Genomic DNA, 16632 nt, shown 5'->3' with positions numbered 1-16632 from the left:
ATACAACCGACCACGCCTATTTAGAGCTGCTTATTTTAAGCAGGACGCTGGGCGATGACTTCGTCGATCAACCCGTACGCAAGAGCAGCCTCTGCACTCATGAAGTTATCGCGATTGGTGTCGCGCTCGATTTCCTCAAGGGTGTGCCCGCTGTGCTTGGCCATCAGCGTGTTCAAACGCTCGCGGATGAAGAGGATTTCCTTGGCATGGATTTCGATATCCGACGCCTGCCCCTGAAAACCGCCCAGTGGCTGGTGAATCATCACACGCGAGTTCGGCAGGCAGAAACGCTTGCCGGGCGCACCGGCAGTCAGCAGGAATGCGCCCATGCTGCACGCCTGACCAATACAGGTGGTCGACACGTTAGGCTTGATGAACTGCATGGTGTCGTAGATCGACATGCCCGCGGTCACCGAGCCGCCCGGGGAGTTGATATAGAGATGGATGTCCTTGTCCGGGTTTTCCGCTTCAAGGAACAGCAGTTGCGCACAGATCAGGTTGGCCATGTAGTCCTCTACAGGGCCCACCAGAAAGATCACTCGCTCCTTGAGCAGGCGCGAGTAGATGTCATAGGCGCGCTCGCCACGAGCTGACTGCTCGACAACCATCGGAACCAGACCGCCAGCGGCCTGGATATCAGAGTTCTGCTGAATATACGAATTACGGAACATGCTCTGCAGTCACTCCCAAATAGTTATGTCTTGAATACGCATAAGCCAGCGCGAAGGCTGGCTTATGGTGTACGTCTTAGCGCAGAGACGATCAGGCGGCTTGCGGAGCTTCTACCGGCTTGACTGCTTCTTCGTAAGAGACTGACTTGTCAGTCACGTTAGCCTTCTGCAAAACAGTATCTACAACTTGCTCTTCCAGTACAACCGAACGAACCTCGTTCATCTGCTGGTCGTTCTTGTAGTACCACGCCACGACCTGCTCCGGCTCCTGGTAGGCCGAAGCCATTTCCTGAATCAATTCACGGACGCGGGCATCGTCAGGCTTCAGTTCGAACTGCTTGACCACTTCGGCAACGATCAGGCCGAGAGAAACACGGCGCTTGGCTTGCTCTTCGAACAGCTCGGCCGGCAGCTGGTCAGGCTTGATGTTGCCACCGAACTGCTGAACAGCCTGCACACGCAGATTGTTGACTTCACTGGCGATCAGCGCCTTAGGCACTTCGACCGGATTCGATGCCAACAGGCCATCCATTACCTGGTTCTTGATCTTGGACTTGATGGCTTGGCGCAGCTCACGCTCCATGTTCTTGCGAACTTCGGTGCGGAAACCTTCCAGACCGCCTTCCTTGATACCGAACAGAGTGAAAAACTCATCATTCAGCTCTGGCAGTTGCGGAGCGGAGACGCTGTTCACCTTGACGGTAAATTCAGCGGTCTTGCCGGCCAGGTCGAGGTTCTGATAGTCCTCGGGGAAGGTCGGATTGATCACGCGCTCTTCACCAGCTTTGGCGCCGACCAGGGCGTCTTCGAAGCCTGGGATCATACGGCCGGAGCCCAGAACCAGCTGAGTGCCGGTAGCGGAACCGCCAGCGAAGGCTTCACCGTCGATCTTGCCGACGAAGTCGATGTTCAGTTGATCGTCTTTCTCGGCAGCACGCTCGACGGCTTCGAAACGGGTGTTCTGCTTGCGCAGGATATCCAGCATGTTATCGACATCAGTGTCGGCCACTTCGGCCTGCTGACGCTCGATAGCGATGCCATCAAGACCACCGATGGTGATTTCCGGGAACACTTCGAAGGTAGCGATGAATTCCAGATCCTTACCTTTCTCCAGCACTTTCGGCTCGACCGACGGCTGACCGGCAGGCGCAAGCTTCTGCTCGGCAATTGCCTCATAAAAGGAGGACTGAATCACGTCGCCTACGGCTTCCTGGCGTGCATCGGCTTCAAAGCGCTGACGAATCACGCTCATTGGCACCTTGCCAGGACGGAAACCAGGGATCTTGGCCTTCTGTGCAGTCTGCTGCAGACGCTTGTTGACCTGAGTCTCGATACGCTCGGCCGGCACAGTAATGCTCATGCGGCGCTCGAGAGCGGAAGTGCTTTCAACAGAAACTTGCATGGATATTCCTCGTTGCACAGACGTATGCCGGCCGTTTACCGACCCCATTTAAGGGCATGCATTCTAGAGGGAGGTGTTGCAGAAGTCACCCTAGATGCAGGTGGCAAACGGGAGGGGCGCTAAAGATGGTGCGGACGGAGAGACTCGAGCTCATCGCAGCCTCCCCCACCACACGTGTAACCCGCATTCTCTCTGGCTCGCGCTCAGAGCGTCAGCCTGAATTTGTTCCCAAGTCGTTCCCAAGAACGAAGGGGAGCGGCACTTTAAAAGGCGCCTCCGGCGTGGTCAACCAAATTTTCAGTTCAGCCCTCTTTTTAGGTTAATTTTGGTAATCGAGTGGAATTTATGAGCTGAAACCCAAACAGATCAAAGGTTTACCTAGATTTCCTAACGGTAATAATTTGGTAATTTCTAGGTAAGCTCATTATTCAATCTCGGCGCAATGCCCCTAAAAATAAAAACTCTTTAAAAACAATCAGATAATAATTTATTACCTGACAACTCACCAAGAATCACCAGCAAAGGCAATCTGTCCAAGTCAGTAGCTGTCCTTCATCGCCGCGCGCAGATCAGAGACGAACGATTCATCCTGCACCGCGTCCGTCATGTACAGGATGAACCCCGAATGATTGCCGTTCTGGTAGTGCTTGCGCCGGCAGCACGTAAACTTCCTGGCTGATAACGTCCCACGCCTTCATCACGAGCTTGGTTTTCACCTCCGGGCTGTAACTGAACGTCCGCAGCCCTGGGAAGAACTGCTTAACCAGTTGAGCAACACCTGCGCCCATACCCCGGTACCGATGCCGGTGCAGTCCACCCAATAGCGCTTGGTTATCTGCTCAATAGTTTTGGCCTGCGCCTCGAAATCCATGCCCCGGAACTGGTGCTTTTCAATCAGGCAGAACTTGCCGCCCGTCTCCGCTGGGTCATAACCGATCCACACCTGCCGCTCGCCCAGCGGTCTGGGCGCGAATGGCTTGTAGTCCTCCTACACATCCCAGCTATCCACCATGCACGGCTGCAGCATCGTCAACAGGAAGATGCTGTCGCCATCATTCGTGAAGTGGCATATCAGCAAGTTATTGAACGCCTGCACCACCACCACCACCACCACCGCTCACTCAAGCTCGGACATACTGCCTAAGGGCTTCTGGAAGCCGCACCTGCATGCGGTGGACGTGCGCTACCGCGGCCCGAACAACTGCCGACATACCTACGCAAGCCAGCTTCTGAGCACCAGTGAGGTGCCGATGGACTGGATCGCGGAACAGATGGGCCACACGTCGACCGCAATGATCTGGCGGCACTACGGCAAATGGATCAACCGTGACGGCGCCGACATGACCGGCATCCTGAAGCATGCTTTGAAGGTGTAGCTCGCAGACACAAAAAAATCCTTTCTGAGACGAACTGAAACAGAACTAGCCATTGCAGGCTCATTCGGTTGTCAGACGGGGTGTCATTCACGAATTCTTCACAACAGGTATGCTGGCTGAACAAGAGCTGAACAAGAGCTGAACAAGATGAGGATTCATGCGCTATCTAAAAAAATATATTGACAAATTTAGCGTCTCACAAAGTTCCGGCAGATATAGGCTCCACCTACGCGAAGGGTGCGAGCTTGAGGGACTTCTGCCAGCACTGAACAACCTTAGCGTCTCCGAACAGTCAATTGACGCGTCGCGTACCAGCCAAGCACTTCATCTCAATAAAGAAAGTCTTTTCGTTAAGCGTTTTGCCGCAGGAGATCTGAAACACAGCTTGCGAATGACGTTTGGGCTAAAGCGGCGGCGCGGCGGAGTGGATTGGCCAATCGCTGAGTTGATCAATAGCTGCGAGGTGATATCCCGTTCAGGTGGCCTACCCGACCTTTTGGGATTTGGCTATCGCCTCTCTAATCTGGGGCTTGTTGAAGAGATCTACCTCCTCTTCGATCTGCTTGAGGGGTATGTAAACGGCATCGACTGGCTTGACAGCATCAAAGACAAACCAGATGAGATGGAGAAGTTCCTTTCGGATTGCGTTCAGCTGATTGCCGGCCTGAATCAGCTAAATATTTATCACCTTGATCCCTGGCTGGAAAACATCATGCTTCATCCGGATCGCCCCCGCGAGCTGATCCCAATCGACGTTGAGAACTGCTTTATAGGAGAGCCCGATGCTCCATTTGTGGTCGCAGGCTTTCAGTACGGGTACATGTTTCAACGCGGGCCAATGCGAGTGTTTTCAGAAGAGCGATTTGATGAAATGGTTCGTGAGGTGCTCGAAACCTACCCAGGCTTCGAAGAGGCGCACATGGAGCCGTACTCTCAGTGCAAACGCTCTTGGCTGGGAAGGAAGCAACGGCAGCTGACCCCTTATGGTGTTATCCAAGCCGATGACGTACATCCTTTCCCTGATCAGTTGATAAGGGCATAGAACACGTGATCATGCAGGTCTAGCCGAACAGGGGCGGCCTGCACGTTGATCGACAACTCAGCGATAGATAGGCCTACGTCCGAAGCAATTTGGGGCACTAGAAACGACAAAAGGCAGCCTTTCAGGCTGCCTTTTTCGTTCGCTATTCCCAGAGTGTTCCCAAATCCGTTCCCAATTCAGGGTCGATCAGCCTACAGCCCTTTAGAATCAGCTACTTACATGGTGCGGACGGAGAGACTCGAACTCTCACACCTTGCGGCGCTGGAACCTAAATCCAGTGTGTCTACCAATTCCACCACGTCCGCGTGGTAATACATTTTCTACAAACAAAAACGCCAGGCTTTAGGGCCTGGCGCTTTCAGAATATGGGGTGGACGAAGGGGATCGAACCCTCGACACCAGGAGCCACAATCCTGTGCTCTACCAACTGAGCTACGCCCACCATATTGCTTTACTGCTTACTTGTGCCGACTCACCTAGTGGCGCACCCGGCAGGACTCGAACCTGCGACCATCCGCTTAGAAGGCGGATGCTCTATCCAGCTGAGCTACGGGCACTTATCCATCCACCAGAGCAGACTTCAAGCTTCGACTAGAGCGGCTACTTTCGTTGCTGCCTTTGCCGCTTTACCCTGTCACTTGCTGTGCTCGCCAAGTGGTGCGCATCTTATAGAGCGCCCCCTATGTCGTCAACACCCAAATCTAAAAAATTCAGTTAGATAAAGGAGTTACACCAAATCTACTCTCTGGCGCCTTTGCCCCTCCTTAATGCCATGCGAGAATACGCGTCCTTTTTTCTCCCTTTCGATGGTTAACCAAGCGCAATGACCGCACAACTGATAGATGGCAAAGCGATTGCCGCCAATATCCGCCAGCAGATCGCCCAGCGCGTCGCCGACAGACGCCAGCAAGGACTGCGCGCACCCGGCCTGGCAGTGATTCTGGTCGGCAGCGATCCCGCCTCTGAGGTTTATGTCGCGCACAAGCGCAAGGACTGTGAGGAAGTCGGCTTCGTTTCCCGCGCTTACGACCTGAGCGCTGAAACCAGCCAGGACGAACTGCTCGCCCTGATCGACTCCTTGAATGAAGACACCAGCATCGACGGCATCCTGGTTCAGCTGCCGCTGCCGGCACACCTCGACTCCTCCTTGCTGCTCGAGCGCATCCGCCCGGACAAGGATGTGGACGGCTTCCATCCTTACAACATCGGTCGCCTGGCTCAGCGCATGCCGCTGCTACGCCCCTGCACCCCCAAGGGCATCATGACCCTGCTGGCGAGTACCAGGCAGGATCTCTATGGCATGCATGCCGTGGTGGTGGGCGCCTCGAATATCGTCGGCCGGCCAATGGCCATGGAGCTGCTGCTGGGCGGTTGCACCGTGACCGTCACGCACCGCTTCACCAAGGATTTGCCCGGCCACGTAGCTCAGGCAGATATTGTCGTGGTAGCGGCCGGCAAACCCGGCCTGGTCAAAGGTGAGTGGATCAAGGAAGGCGCCATCGTCATCGACGTGGGCATCAACCGTCAGACGGACGGCAAGCTGATTGGCGATGTGGTGTACGAAACCGCCCTGCCCCGCGCTGGCTGGATTACCCCGGTGCCAGGCGGCGTAGGCCCGATGACCCGCGCCTGCCTGCTGGAAAACACCCTGCACGCAGCGGAACATCTGCACGCCTGATGGCGGCTCGCAGTAATGAAAACGGCGCCTTCGAGGCGCCGTTTTTATTTCAGTGTGCTCGTCGCCCCCTGAGGCTTGCGCACGAACCAAAGCACCCGGCTCACGCCGCGGGTCACCGCCACGTAGCCAAGACGCAGGCTTTCGTCGGCCATTGCCTGATCGTAGCTGTTGGCGAAGAAACCGCAGTACGCGTACAGCGCGTTGCGCAGCGGATGAGGCGTTGGCGGCAGGCAGTCGTCGATGATGATCGCCACCTCGGCCTGCAGCCCCTTGGCGCGATGGATGGTGTAGGCCTTTACCGAAAGCTTGCGATCCAGCCCTGCCTGCACATTCTTCAGCGTCTCGTTACGCCGCCCCAGCAGCAGCACCGCAGTACGCTCCTTGGAATCAATGGAGCTGGCGTACTCACACTGGGCGGCGATTTCCTTGAGCAGATCGGGCATCTGCCGGGCCAGATCGAATGGTGTTATCAGTTGTACGCCATGCCCGCCGGGCGGCGCGCTCCTGATCGCCTCGGTGGCTTTCTCCTGCTTGAAGGCGACCTCGCGCAGAATCGACTCGGCATCACGGATCACCGGCTCGATCGAGCGGTAGTTCGCCTGCAGCGTCAGCACCGCACTCTTGCCCTTGCCTTTGCTCGGGAAGTGCCGATCGAAGGTCATGAACAACTCCGGCGAACTGCCGCGCCAACCATAGATCGACTGCCAGTCGTCACCGATGGCCATCAGGCTCACCGCCGTTGCCGCGCCAGCCAGGCGCCGATGCACGGCCTGCAGCCACTGTACGATCTGCGGTGAGATATCCTGAAATTCGTCGATCAACAGATGGGAGAAGTTCGCCAGCGCCTCGGCGGGTAGCCGCCCGTCGCTTTCATCAAGCATCTGCGTCAGTTGCTGAAAGGCGCCGTTGAAGGTCATCAGGCCCTGTTCGCCAAGACGCTGCTGCAGTGCCTGCCAGAAAGCCTGCAAGGCGAGGAGAAAAAAGCGCTCCTGATCCGAACAAGGCACCGCGACCACCGCCAGCTGGTCGATGCGAATGCCGATGCTTTCGATAAAGCCTGCCTGCCCGTAGAACACCTCGAACAACGGTGCAGCATGCAGCTCGCCCGCCAGCCTGAATGGCTGCACTGGCGCCTTGGGTAAAGGCTTCTGCTCATCCGGCGCGGGCGAGCCTAACAAAGCGTGAACCTGCGAGCGAAACGCCGGACTCTCGGCGTAGCACGCCTGGTAGACCTCTTTGAGCAGCCGCCCCTGCGCAGCCCCCAGACGACCGCCGGCCAGCGGATTATCGGGCTCGCTGGACGAGGCCTGTCGATCACCAAGCTGCTCGAACCAGCCTGGATTGCCCAATACCTGACGGGCCAGCACGCCCATGGCGGAGTGAAAGGTACGCACGCACTGCTGTACCGCCCGCTCGTCGATCGGCGACGACCAGAACCCCAGCACCTTGAGCAGCCGCTCGCGCAGCTCGACGCAGGATGCATTGGTAAAGGAAATCACCGTCAACCGCTCGGGCTCGATGTTCAGGTGACAGAGCATAAAGACCACACGCAGCACCAGCGTCGTCGACTTGCCCGATCCTGCACCGGCAAAGATGCGCGTCAATGGCGCGCGCCCCAGGATCATCGCCCACTGCTCGTCGGAGGGCGCACCGACCACCCCGGCAGCAACGGCTCGCGCGACGGTGTCACGCATGGCCTGCTCCTGAGCCGAGCTGATTTTCATCGCTGCAGCCGAGTAGATACCGGCGCTCGTGCGCCTAACGGGCTTTTTTGTTGCGGAGCTTGCGCCCTTCCCTGCGCGTTTTGGAGCTGCAGCTTTTTTGGCAGAGATGGTTTTGCCTTTGGCTTTCGGTGCAGCCTTCAGCCGTTCAGCCGCAGCATGCTTTTCAGCCGCAAGATAAGCGGCAGTACGCGGAAAATAGCGGGCCAGCGTGGTGGAAAGCAGCAGTTTGTAACGCGTCAGCATGGTTTTCCCATAGCGAATTGGATGCAGGCTTCTGGAAACGAAAAGGCCGCATCAGCGGCCTTTTCGTTGCGACGCTCGCTTACTCGGCGAGTCGCCAGGTGGTGCCACCTTTGCCATCCTCGAGCACCACACCCAGAGCGGTGATCTGATCACGGATGCGGTCGGATTCCGCCCAATTTTTATCGGCACGCGCCTGCAAGCGTGCGGCGATCAGCGCTTCCACTTCAGCGGCATCGACCTTGCCTTCAGCGCCGGCCTTGAGGAAAGCATCCGGCTCCAGCTGTAGCACACCGAGCAAGCCTCCCAGTTCCTTGAGGCGTGCGCCCAGCGCAGCGGCAGTTTGCAGGTCGCTGTCTCGCAGGCGATTGACCTCACGCGCCAATTCGAACATCACCGAGCAGGCACCGGCGGTATTGAAATCGTCGTTCATCGCCGCACTGAAGCGCTCGACATAGCTTTCGCCACCAGCCGGGGAGGCCTCTGGCAACCCTTTAAACGCATTGTAGAAGCGCTCCAGGGCCGCCTTGGACTCGCGCAGGTTGTCTTCGGAATAGTTGATCGGGCTGCGGTAGTGACTGGCGATCAGCAGGTAGCGCACTACTTCCGGATGATACTTTTCCAACACCTCACGAATGGTGAAGAAGTTGCCCAACGACTTGGACATCTTCTCGCCATTGATGGTGATCATCCCGCAGTGCAGCCAGGAGTTGGCGTAAGGCTTGCCAGTGGCAGCCTCGCTCTGGGCAATCTCGTTCTCATGGTGCGGAAACTCGAGGTCGTTACCGCCGCCATGAATGTCGAACGACTCACCAAGGCAGCAGGTGGACATCACCGAGCACTCGATGTGCCAGCCCGGACGACCGTCGCCCCAAGGCGATGACCAGCTCGGCTCGCCCGGCTTGGCTGCCTTCCAAAGAACGAAATCAAGCGGATCCTGCTTGGATTCGCCCGGCTCGATGCGCGCACCAATACGCAGATCTTCCACGCGGCGGCGCGACAGCTTGCCATAACCTTCGAACTTGCCGACACGGTAGTACACGTCGCCGTTACCCGGTGCGTAGGCGTACCCCTTGTCGATCAGGGTCTGGATCATCGCGTGCATGCCGGCGATATGATCGGTGGCGCGCGGCTCCTGATCAGGCTTGAGGATGTTCAGCCGCGCTTCGTCTTCGTGCATCGCACTGATCATTCGCTCGGTGAGCGCCTCAAAGGCCTCGCCGTTTTCGTTGGCGCGATTGATGATCTTGTCGTCGATGTCGGTGATGTTGCGCACATAGGTCAGGTCGTAACCGCTATGGCGCAGCCAGCGTGTTACCACGTCGAAGGCGACCATGCTGCGACCGTGGCCCAGGTGGCAGAAGTCGTAGACGGTCATCCCGCACACGTACATGCGCACCTGGTTACCGACCAAGGGCTTGAAGACTTCCTTGCTCTTGCTAAGGGTGTTGTAGATGGAAAGCGCCATTACTGACCCCAGGAGTCACGCAGGGTGACGGTACGATTGAAGACCAATGCGTCCGGCTTGGAATCCTTGGCGTCCAAGCAGAAGTAGCCTTCGCGCTCGAACTGGAAGCGATCTTCGGCAGCAGCCTGGGCCAGCGACGGCTCGGCGCGGCAACCTTTGAGCACCACCAGCGAATCCGGGTTGATGTTGTCGAGGAAGCTGCCGCTCTGCTCGCCATCGTCACCAGCCTTCTCCGGGTTGGCGGAACGGAACAGGCGGTCGTACAGGCGTACTTCGCACTCGACGCTCTCGGCTGCCGGAACCCAATGGATCACGCCCTTGACCTTGCGGCCTTCCGGGTTCTTGCCCAGGGTGTTCTCGTCATAGGAGCAGCGCAGCTCGACGATATTGCCGGCAGCATCCTTGATCGCTTCGTCAGCGCGGATCACGTAGCTACCGCGCAAGCGCGCTTCGCCGCCAGGAACCAGGCGCTTGAAGCCGTCCGGCGGGGTTTCTTCGAAGTCGCCGGCGTCGATGTAGATCTCGCGGGAGAACGGCAGCACGCGGGTACCGATGTCCTGCTTGGGATGGCGCGCCAGCTCCAGGTTCTCGACCTTGCCTTCCGGGTAATTGGTGATCACCACCTTGAGCGGCTTGAGCACGCACATGGCGCGCGACGCGTTGGCATCCAGGTCTTCGCGGATGGCGAACTCGAGCATGCCGATGTCGACCAGGCCGCCGGCGCGGTTGACGCCGATCATGTCGCAGAAGGTGCGGATCGAAGCCGGTGTGTAACCACGGCGACGGTAGCCGGACAGGGTCGACATGCGCGGGTCATCCCAGCCGTTGACGTGCTTCTCGTCGACCAGTTGCTTGAGCTTGCGCTTGCTGGTGATGGTGTAGTTCAGGTTCAGCCGGGCGAATTCGTACTGACGCGGCTGCGCCGGCACTGGCAGATTGGCCAGGAACCATTCGTACAGCGGGCGATGATCCTCGAACTCCAGGGTGCAGATGGAGTGGGTCACGCCTTCGATGGCATCCGACTGGCCATGGGTGAAGTCGTAGCTCGGGTAGATGCACCACTTGTCGCCGGTCTGGTGGTGATGGGCGTGGCGAATGCGATAGAGGATCGGGTCACGCAGGTTCATGTTGCGCGACGCCATGTCGATCTTGGCGCGCAGGGCACGGGCGCCATCCGGGAACTCGCCGGCCTTCATACGGGCGAACAGATCGAGGTTCTCCTCGACACTGCGCTCGCGGTACGGGCTGTCCTTACCGGGGGTATTCAGGGTGCCACGGTATTCGCGGGCTTCGTCCGGCGACAGGTCGTCGACATAAGCCTTGCCGGCCTTGATCAGCTCGACGGCCCAGTCATGCAGCTGGTCGAAGTAATTGGAGGCATAACGCTCCTCGCCGGCCCATTTGAAGCCCAGCCACTCGACGTCGGCCTTGATGGCGTCGATGTATTCCTGATCTTCCTTGGCCGGATTGGTGTCGTCGAAACGCAGGTTGCACTCGCCACCGAACTCCTGGGCTAGGCCGAAATTCAGGCAGATCGACTTGGCATGGCCGATATGCAGGTAGCCGTTGGGCTCCGGCGGGAAACGGGTGATGATCTTGGCGTGCTTGCCAGCGTCCAGATCAGCCTGAACGAGGGGACGCAGGAAGTTGGCGGCTTTTTCGACGGTGGGCTTGCTCATGGTGTCCTTAGCGCGTGCGGATTGCGGCACAGGGTAGGCCGACTAAAACAAAGCGCTTATCATAGCCCAAGCTGTCAATACCCTGACAGGCCTTGGTGCCTGCTCCTGACCTCCGGGCGACATAAATGTCCATACCGAACCGGGAGCAGCCCGCGATTTTCTCGACAGAGCGATAAACACATGATCAAGCTGCACACCAACCACGGCGTCATCACCCTGAAGCTGTTCGAAGACAAGGCCCCCGCCACCGTCGCCAACTTCAAGGAATACGTGAAGAGCGGCCACTACGACGGCACTGTGTTCCACCGCGTGATCGGCAACTTCATGATCCAGGGTGGCGGTTTCGAACCGGGCATGAAGCAGAAGCCGACCAAGGCGACGATCAAGAACGAAGCCAACAACGGCCTGAGCAACAAAACCGGTACCGTGGCCATGGCCCGCACCATGGAGCCGCATTCGGCGTCCGCGCAGTTCTTCATCAACGTCGCCGACAACACCTTCCTCGACCACAGCGCACAGACCGTACAGGGCTGGGGCTACGCGGTGTTCGGTGAAGTGGTCGAAGGCCTGGACGTGGTCGAAGCCATCAAGGGCGTCGCCACCACCATGAAATCCGGCCATCAGGACGTTCCGGCTGAAGACGTGATCATCGAGAAGGCCGAGATCGTCGAGTGATCCTGCTGATCTCCGACCTGCATCTTGAAGAGGAGCGCCCGGATATCAGCCGGGCGTTCTTGCATTTCCTCGCCCACCGGGCGCCCCAGGCCGAGGCGCTGTACATCCTTGGCGACTTTTTCGAAGTATGGATTGGCGACGACGCCATGACCCCCTTTCAGCGCAGCATCGCCCAAGCGCTGCGCCGGTTGAGCGACAGCGGTACGCGCGTCTACCTGATGCACGGCAACCGTGACTTCCTGCTCGGCAACGCATTCTGTCGCGAGGCCGGCTGCACGCTGCTCGGCGATCCTCACGAAGTGCGCCTCGCTGGCGAGAAGGTGCTGCTCATGCACGGCGACAGCCTGTGCACCCTGGATGTCGGCTACATGAAGATGCGCCGCCTGCTGCGCAACCCCATCAGCCTGTTCATTCTGCGCAACCTGCCGCTGCGCATCCGCCACAAGCTGGCGCGCAAGCTACGCTCGGAAAGCCGCTCGCAGACGCGCATGAAGGCCAGCGACATCGTCGATGTCACGCCAGAAGAAGTGCAGCGCGTGATGGCGGCCCATGGCGTGCGCACACTGATTCACGGTCACACCCACCGCCCTGCCACCCACGACTTGCTGATCGATGACCAATCGGCACGGCGAATCGTCCTGGGCGACTGGGATAAACAGGGCTGGGCGCTGCAGATCGATGAAAACGGCTTCAACCAGAGCGCCTTCGCCCTGGATTGAAACAGCAGGTAGCCCGGCGTCGAGCGGGAATTATCTCGCGACGAAGCCCGTCTACGCCTGCGGAACGCCGCTGTGGAAGCGAAATTCCGTATCCGGCGACTCGATGAGCTCCTGCTCCACCGCCCTCACCCGCTCGATGGCCTGATCGACATCTGCCGCATCGCCATACTGATAGGCAAGCTTCAGGTAACCCTGAAAGTGCCGCGCTTCGCTTTTCAGCAGGCCGAAGTAGAACTTGCCCAGTTCTTCATCCAGGTGCGGCACGATCGCTTCAAAGCGTTCGCAACTGCGCGCTTCGATAAATGCGCCGACGACCAGGGTATCGACCAGCTTGTAGGGCTCATGATTGCGCATGCCCTTGCGCAGGCCGGAGGCGTAGCGCGCGGCGGAAACCGGACGCAGCCCGATCCTGCGGCGTTTCATGATGCGCAGCACCTGCTCGTGGTGAACCAGTTCCTCACGAGCCAGGCGCGACATCATGGTGATCAAATCCGCGTGGCAACTGTACTTGGCGATCAGGCTGAGCGCCGTGCTGGCGGCTTTGAATTCACAGTTTTTATGGTCAATCAGCATGATGTCCTGATTGGCCAGGGCAGAATCGACCCAAGCCTGAGGCGTGCGGCAACCGAGAAATTCATGGATTTCCGGCAGGCTGGGCGTGGCGCTGCGGCGGCTGGGCGATGGCTGATCGGGAGCAGTGGCTGGAAACAACACGGGTATGGGCTCTGGCGGCTGGCTATTTGATAAGCCGGCCATTATAGGGCCGCCAGAGCGGCGCGTCCTGTCTATCGGCCCGCGCACAGCGTGGATGGGAACGACTCAGTTGTTTTCCAGCCAAGCGTTCATCTGGGTGATTTCCTGCTCCTGCGCGGCGATGACCTGCCTGGCAAGCTTAAGCACTTGCGGGTCGGAGCCGTAAGCCAATGCGACCTTGGCCATCTCGATGGCGCCCTGATGATGAGGAATCATCCCGCGCATGAAGTCTTGATCGGCGTCACCGCTGAAATCAACGGCCATGGCACCGTGCATACGATGGTTGACCGCTTCGAATGCAGCCTTGGCTTCAGCGCTCTTGTCGGCGTTGACAGCGGCCTCGTATCGCCCGGCGTTAGTGGCCAACCAGCTGTTCATCAGGCCAATTTCCTGATCCTGCGCGGCAATGATCTCATTGGCCAAGGCACGCACCTTGGCGTCGCTGCCGTACTGCAGCGCGACCTTGGCCATCTCGATGGCGCCCTGATGATGGGGAATCATGCCGCGCATGAAATCCACGTCGGCACTGCCGGTCAGCGTGATGGCCATTGCCTTGTGCATCTTGTCGTTGATCGCGCGGTAGGCGGCCGTCGAGGCACTGGCATTCGCCGACTGGCCTTCGGCCGAGTGCGCGGCATGCCCGCCCCCATGGCCATTGGCTGCATCCTGGGCAGTCGCCATGCCGGCGGTCAGCACGGACGCCCCGACAAACAGCAGTAAACCTAGCGCTTTGGCTTTCATTGACGATCCTCGACCATTTAATAGAGGTCAGAACCTACACCTTGCCACGACGGGAAGGTCAAGATGCCGCTGCGGCTTGCGTCACCAGGCCACGGTCATAGGCGCAACAGGCCAACTATAGTGAATAGGGCAAGCCACATGCCGAGGAAACCCCATGCAAGCCATCCGCAGCATTCTCGTTGTCATCCAGCCGGATCATCTGGACGCACTTGCCCTGAAACGCGCCAGGCTGATTGCTGGCGTGACGCAGTCTCATCTGCACCTGCTGATTTGCGATGAGTCGGGCGAACACAGGGGCCACCTGCGCCTGCTCAGTAATGCACTGCAGCAGGATGGCTACAGCGTCAGCACCGAGCAGGCGTGGCATGGCAGCCTGCATGAAACGGTCAGCACCGTGCAGCAGGCCGAGGGCTGCGGCCTGGTGATCAAGCAGCACATGCCTGACAACCCGCTGAAAAAAGCCCTGCTGACGCCCGATGACTGGAAGCTGCTGCGCTACTGCCCCTGCCCGGTGTTATTGGTGAAAACGCAGACGCCCTGGACCGGCGGCACGGTATTGGCCGCCGTGGACGTGGGCAATATCGACGATGAGCATCGCGCGCTGCATACCCGCATCGTCGATCACGGTTATGACATCGCCAACCTGGCAAAAGCCGAACTGCACGTGCTCAGCGCCCATCCATCGCCGATGTTGGCAGCCGCCGATCCGACCTTCCAGCTGCGCGAAACGATCGAGGACAGCTACCGTCAGCAGTGCCTGGAGTTTCAGCAGACCTATGACATCGACGACGGGCACCTGCATATCGCCGAAGGCCCGGCCGATGTGCTGATCCCGCATTTCGCCCACCAGTTGCGCGCGGCCGTCACGGTGATCGGCACCGTCGCGCGCACAGGGTTCAGTGGTGCGCTGATCGGCAACACCGCCGAGGTGATTCTCGACGCACTGGAAAGTGACATTCTGGTGCTCAAACCCGACAGCATCATCGAGCACCTGGAGCAGCAACTCAGCGAGCGCTGATCACTCGCGAAACGGTTGCCTTGGCTTGCTGCGCAAGGGATCGAGCAACGACGACAAGCCGTTGTGATCGATCTCCTGCATCAGCGCCAGCAACTGACCGATCTCGCCCTTCGGGAAGCCTTCACGGGCGAACCAGTTCAGGTAATGTCCCGGCAGGTCGGCGATCAGTCGGCCTTTGTATTTGCCAAAGGGCATTTCTCGGCTCACCAACAATTTCAGGTCTTCGGGTTTCATCACATCGGCCGTCAGGTTTGCGTGGGCGGGTCATTATGCCGCAACCGCCAGGCGGTTGGGCCGGACGCTCAACTCGGGTAAGCTGCGCGCCGTTCACACTTGCAGGTACTCCCCATGATTATCAAGGCACTGCGCCTCGGCCTAGGCCAACTGATCGTTCTCGGCGACCTCGCCACCCGTCCGGCCAAGATGAAGCGTGCGTCCGAAGCACAGGCTGCCGTCGACCAGGCCGCGGGCAATCTGGCGCTCTACCAGTTCAAGGCCTGCCCGTTCTGCGTGAAAATTCGCCGCAAGCTGCATACCCTCAATGTGCCTGTCGCCCTGCGTGACGCCAAGAACGACGCCACCTCGCGCAGCGAGCTGGAGAGCCAGGGCGGCAAGATCAAGGTGCCGTGCCTGCGTATCGAAGAAAATGGCCAGAGCACCTGGCTGTACGAATCCAAGGCCATTGCAGCCTATCTGGATCAGCGCTTCGCGGCCTGAGGCGCCCGTAGGACGCCTTTAAAAAACGTAGGCGAGGTAGTCCAGGCTGTTTTCAATCCAGGTGGTTTTTAGGCGCGCCTCAATGCTGATGGCTGCGCCCGACATGGGACACATCCTTCTCGGCATGCAGATTGTCACTGGTACTGAGCTGACGAATGATCTCGCAGGGCGACGATTGTTGATCCGCCAGGCAACTGTTGCGCAGCTCGACCAGTTGCCCCTGTAACGACTGCAGGCTGGCGATGCGTGCATTGACGTGTTCGATATGCTCATCGATCAGGGTATTGATGGCTTCGCAGTTTTCCGCTGGCCGGCCGCGCAGGCTGAGCAGCTCGCGAATTTCGTCGAGGGTCATGTCCAGGGTGCGGCAGTTGCGAATGAACGTCAGCCGTTCGACGTGCTCCGGCCGGTACAGCCGATAATTACCCTCGCTACGCTGCGGCGCAGGCAGCAGTCCTTCGCGCTCGTAATACCGAATGGTCTCCACCTGGCTACCGGTGACTGCCGCCAATTCGCCAATTTTCATTTTCTTCTCCTCGATCGCTTGACCCTATAGTGGCTACAGGGTGTTCACTCTGCAACAGGTTATTTGGAGAGACCCATGGCCAACTGTTGCGATCACGACCAAACCCCCAAGCCCTCTCGCACCCAGGACTCGTGCTGCGCTGCCGAGACTGCGTCGCCATGCTGCGACTCTGGCAGCGCGCTGATCACCGGGATCAGCGAGCC

General features: G+C 58.8%; 16 protein-coding genes, 3 tRNA genes and 2 pseudogenes. 7 read left to right on the top strand and 14 right to left on the bottom strand.

The window, feature by feature from the left end; genetic code table 11:
• Window positions 1-35 precede the first annotated feature (35 nt).
• From clpP to ACZ3GY_RS06560, 4 genes and pseudogenes are all read right to left on the bottom strand, one after another.
• Window positions 36-671 (bottom strand): ATP-dependent Clp endopeptidase proteolytic subunit ClpP, encoded by a 636-nt coding sequence (clpP, locus tag ACZ3GY_RS06575; RefSeq protein ID WP_465909396.1) that lies wholly within the window; start codon window positions 669-671, stop codon window positions 36-38.
• Between the two features lie 91 nt (window positions 672-762).
• Window positions 763-2073: a trigger factor gene (gene tig / locus ACZ3GY_RS06570; RefSeq protein WP_225832135.1), complete on the bottom strand. Its 1311-nt coding sequence runs from the start codon at window positions 2071-2073 to the stop codon at window positions 763-765.
• 544 nt (window positions 2074-2617) lie between these two features.
• Window positions 2618-2737: pseudogene (locus ACZ3GY_RS06565) on the bottom strand (phage portal protein); the annotation flags it as partial.
• A 13-nt stretch (window positions 2738-2750) separates the two neighbouring features.
• Window positions 2751-3166, bottom strand: a pseudogene (locus tag ACZ3GY_RS06560) (phage terminase large subunit family protein); the annotation flags it as partial.
• Here ACZ3GY_RS06560 and ACZ3GY_RS06555 point away from each other — a divergent pair.
• On the top strand, window positions 3084-3449 hold the full coding sequence (locus ACZ3GY_RS06555) for a site-specific integrase (RefSeq protein WP_465910030.1): 366 nt from the start codon (window positions 3084-3086) through the stop codon (window positions 3447-3449). The pseudogene ACZ3GY_RS06560 and the gene ACZ3GY_RS06555 overlap by 83 nt on opposite strands.
• Window positions 3450-3606: 157 nt before the next feature.
• Window positions 3607-4491, top strand: coding sequence for a hypothetical protein (locus ACZ3GY_RS06550; protein ID WP_465909395.1), 885 nt, complete (start codon window positions 3607-3609; stop codon window positions 4489-4491).
• Window positions 4492-4711: 220 nt separating this feature from the next.
• Here the strand turns inward: ACZ3GY_RS06550 and ACZ3GY_RS06545 are convergent.
• The 3 genes from ACZ3GY_RS06545 to ACZ3GY_RS06535 all read right to left on the bottom strand — a co-directional run bounded on the left by ACZ3GY_RS06545 (window position 4712) and on the right by ACZ3GY_RS06535 (window position 5048).
• Window positions 4712-4796, bottom strand: a tRNA-Leu gene (locus ACZ3GY_RS06545).
• Between the two features lie 61 nt (window positions 4797-4857).
• Window positions 4858-4933, bottom strand: a tRNA-His gene (locus ACZ3GY_RS06540).
• Between the two features lie 38 nt (window positions 4934-4971).
• Window positions 4972-5048: transfer RNA gene (locus ACZ3GY_RS06535), tRNA-Arg, on the bottom strand.
• A 266-nt stretch (window positions 5049-5314) separates the two neighbouring features.
• Between ACZ3GY_RS06535 and folD the strand changes: the two genes are divergently transcribed.
• A complete protein-coding gene (gene folD / locus ACZ3GY_RS06530) occupies window positions 5315-6169 on the top strand; it encodes a bifunctional methylenetetrahydrofolate dehydrogenase/methenyltetrahydrofolate cyclohydrolase FolD (protein ID WP_465909394.1) in 855 nt (284 codons plus the stop codon).
• Between the two features lie 44 nt (window positions 6170-6213).
• On the opposite strand, the gene ACZ3GY_RS06525 is transcribed toward folD, so the two are convergent.
• The 3 genes from ACZ3GY_RS06525 to ACZ3GY_RS06515 form a co-directional block, all read right to left on the bottom strand.
• Window positions 6214-8136, bottom strand: a complete 1923-nt coding sequence (locus tag ACZ3GY_RS06525) for a UvrD-helicase domain-containing protein (protein ID WP_465909392.1) — start codon at window positions 8134-8136, stop codon at window positions 6214-6216.
• Window positions 8137-8215: 79 nt separating this feature from the next.
• Window positions 8216-9601 carry a cysteine--tRNA ligase gene (gene cysS / locus ACZ3GY_RS06520; RefSeq protein ID WP_465909391.1) on the bottom strand — a complete coding sequence of 462 codons (1386 nt, stop codon included), beginning with the start codon at window positions 9599-9601 and terminating at the stop codon, window positions 8216-8218.
• Window positions 9601-11280, bottom strand: coding sequence for a glutamine--tRNA ligase/YqeY domain fusion protein (locus ACZ3GY_RS06515; RefSeq protein WP_465909390.1), 1680 nt, complete (start codon window positions 11278-11280; stop codon window positions 9601-9603). Before ACZ3GY_RS06515 ends, cysS begins: the two co-directional genes overlap by 1 nt.
• A 180-nt stretch (window positions 11281-11460) precedes the next feature.
• Here ACZ3GY_RS06515 and ACZ3GY_RS06510 point away from each other — a divergent pair, with 180 nt between their 5' ends.
• Together ACZ3GY_RS06510 and lpxH are read left to right on the top strand one after the other, a co-directional pair.
• Window positions 11461-11955, top strand: coding sequence for a peptidylprolyl isomerase (locus tag ACZ3GY_RS06510; protein ID WP_465909388.1), 495 nt, complete (start codon window positions 11461-11463; stop codon window positions 11953-11955).
• Window positions 11952-12674: a UDP-2,3-diacylglucosamine diphosphatase gene (gene lpxH, locus ACZ3GY_RS06505; protein WP_465909387.1), complete on the top strand. Its 723-nt coding sequence runs from the start codon at window positions 11952-11954 to the stop codon at window positions 12672-12674. Before ACZ3GY_RS06510 ends, lpxH begins: the two co-directional genes overlap by 4 nt.
• A gap of 51 nt (window positions 12675-12725) precedes the next feature.
• On the opposite strand, the gene ACZ3GY_RS06500 is transcribed toward lpxH, so the two are convergent.
• Together ACZ3GY_RS06500 and copM are read right to left on the bottom strand one after the other, a co-directional pair.
• Window positions 12726-13385, bottom strand: coding sequence for a MiaE family protein (locus ACZ3GY_RS06500; protein WP_465910012.1), 660 nt, complete (start codon window positions 13383-13385; stop codon window positions 12726-12728).
• Between the two features lie 108 nt (window positions 13386-13493).
• A complete protein-coding gene (gene copM / locus ACZ3GY_RS06495) occupies window positions 13494-14168 on the bottom strand; it encodes a CopM family metallochaperone (RefSeq protein ID WP_465909385.1) in 675 nt (224 codons plus the stop codon).
• Window positions 14169-14322: 154 nt separating this feature from the next.
• On the opposite strand from copM, the gene uspL reads away from it, so the two are divergent.
• On the top strand, window positions 14323-15186 hold the full coding sequence (uspL, locus tag ACZ3GY_RS06490) for a universal stress protein UspL (protein WP_465909384.1): 864 nt from the start codon (window positions 14323-14325) through the stop codon (window positions 15184-15186).
• On the opposite strand, the gene ACZ3GY_RS06485 is transcribed toward uspL, so the two are convergent.
• Window positions 15187-15420 carry a DUF3820 family protein gene (locus ACZ3GY_RS06485; RefSeq protein ID WP_042552673.1) on the bottom strand — a complete coding sequence of 78 codons (234 nt, stop codon included), beginning with the start codon at window positions 15418-15420 and terminating at the stop codon, window positions 15187-15189.
• Window positions 15421-15534: 114 nt separating this feature from the next.
• Here ACZ3GY_RS06485 and ACZ3GY_RS06480 point away from each other — a divergent pair, with 114 nt between their 5' ends.
• Window positions 15535-15903, top strand: coding sequence for a glutathione S-transferase N-terminal domain-containing protein (locus ACZ3GY_RS06480; protein WP_465909383.1), 369 nt, complete (start codon window positions 15535-15537; stop codon window positions 15901-15903).
• A gap of 79 nt (window positions 15904-15982) precedes the next feature.
• Here the strand turns inward: ACZ3GY_RS06480 and cadR are convergent, their stop codons facing one another.
• The gene (gene cadR / locus ACZ3GY_RS06475) at window positions 15983-16429 is read right to left on the bottom strand and encodes a Cd(II)/Pb(II)-responsive transcriptional regulator (protein ID WP_463564968.1); all 447 of its coding nucleotides are present in this window, start codon (window positions 16427-16429) and stop codon (window positions 15983-15985) included.
• Between the last annotated feature and the right edge of the window lie 203 nt (window positions 16430-16632).

The sequence above is a fragment of the Pseudomonas sp. PME37.24/006 genome (assembly GCF_055556635.1).
This window is presented reverse-complemented; position numbering and strand designations above follow the sequence as displayed.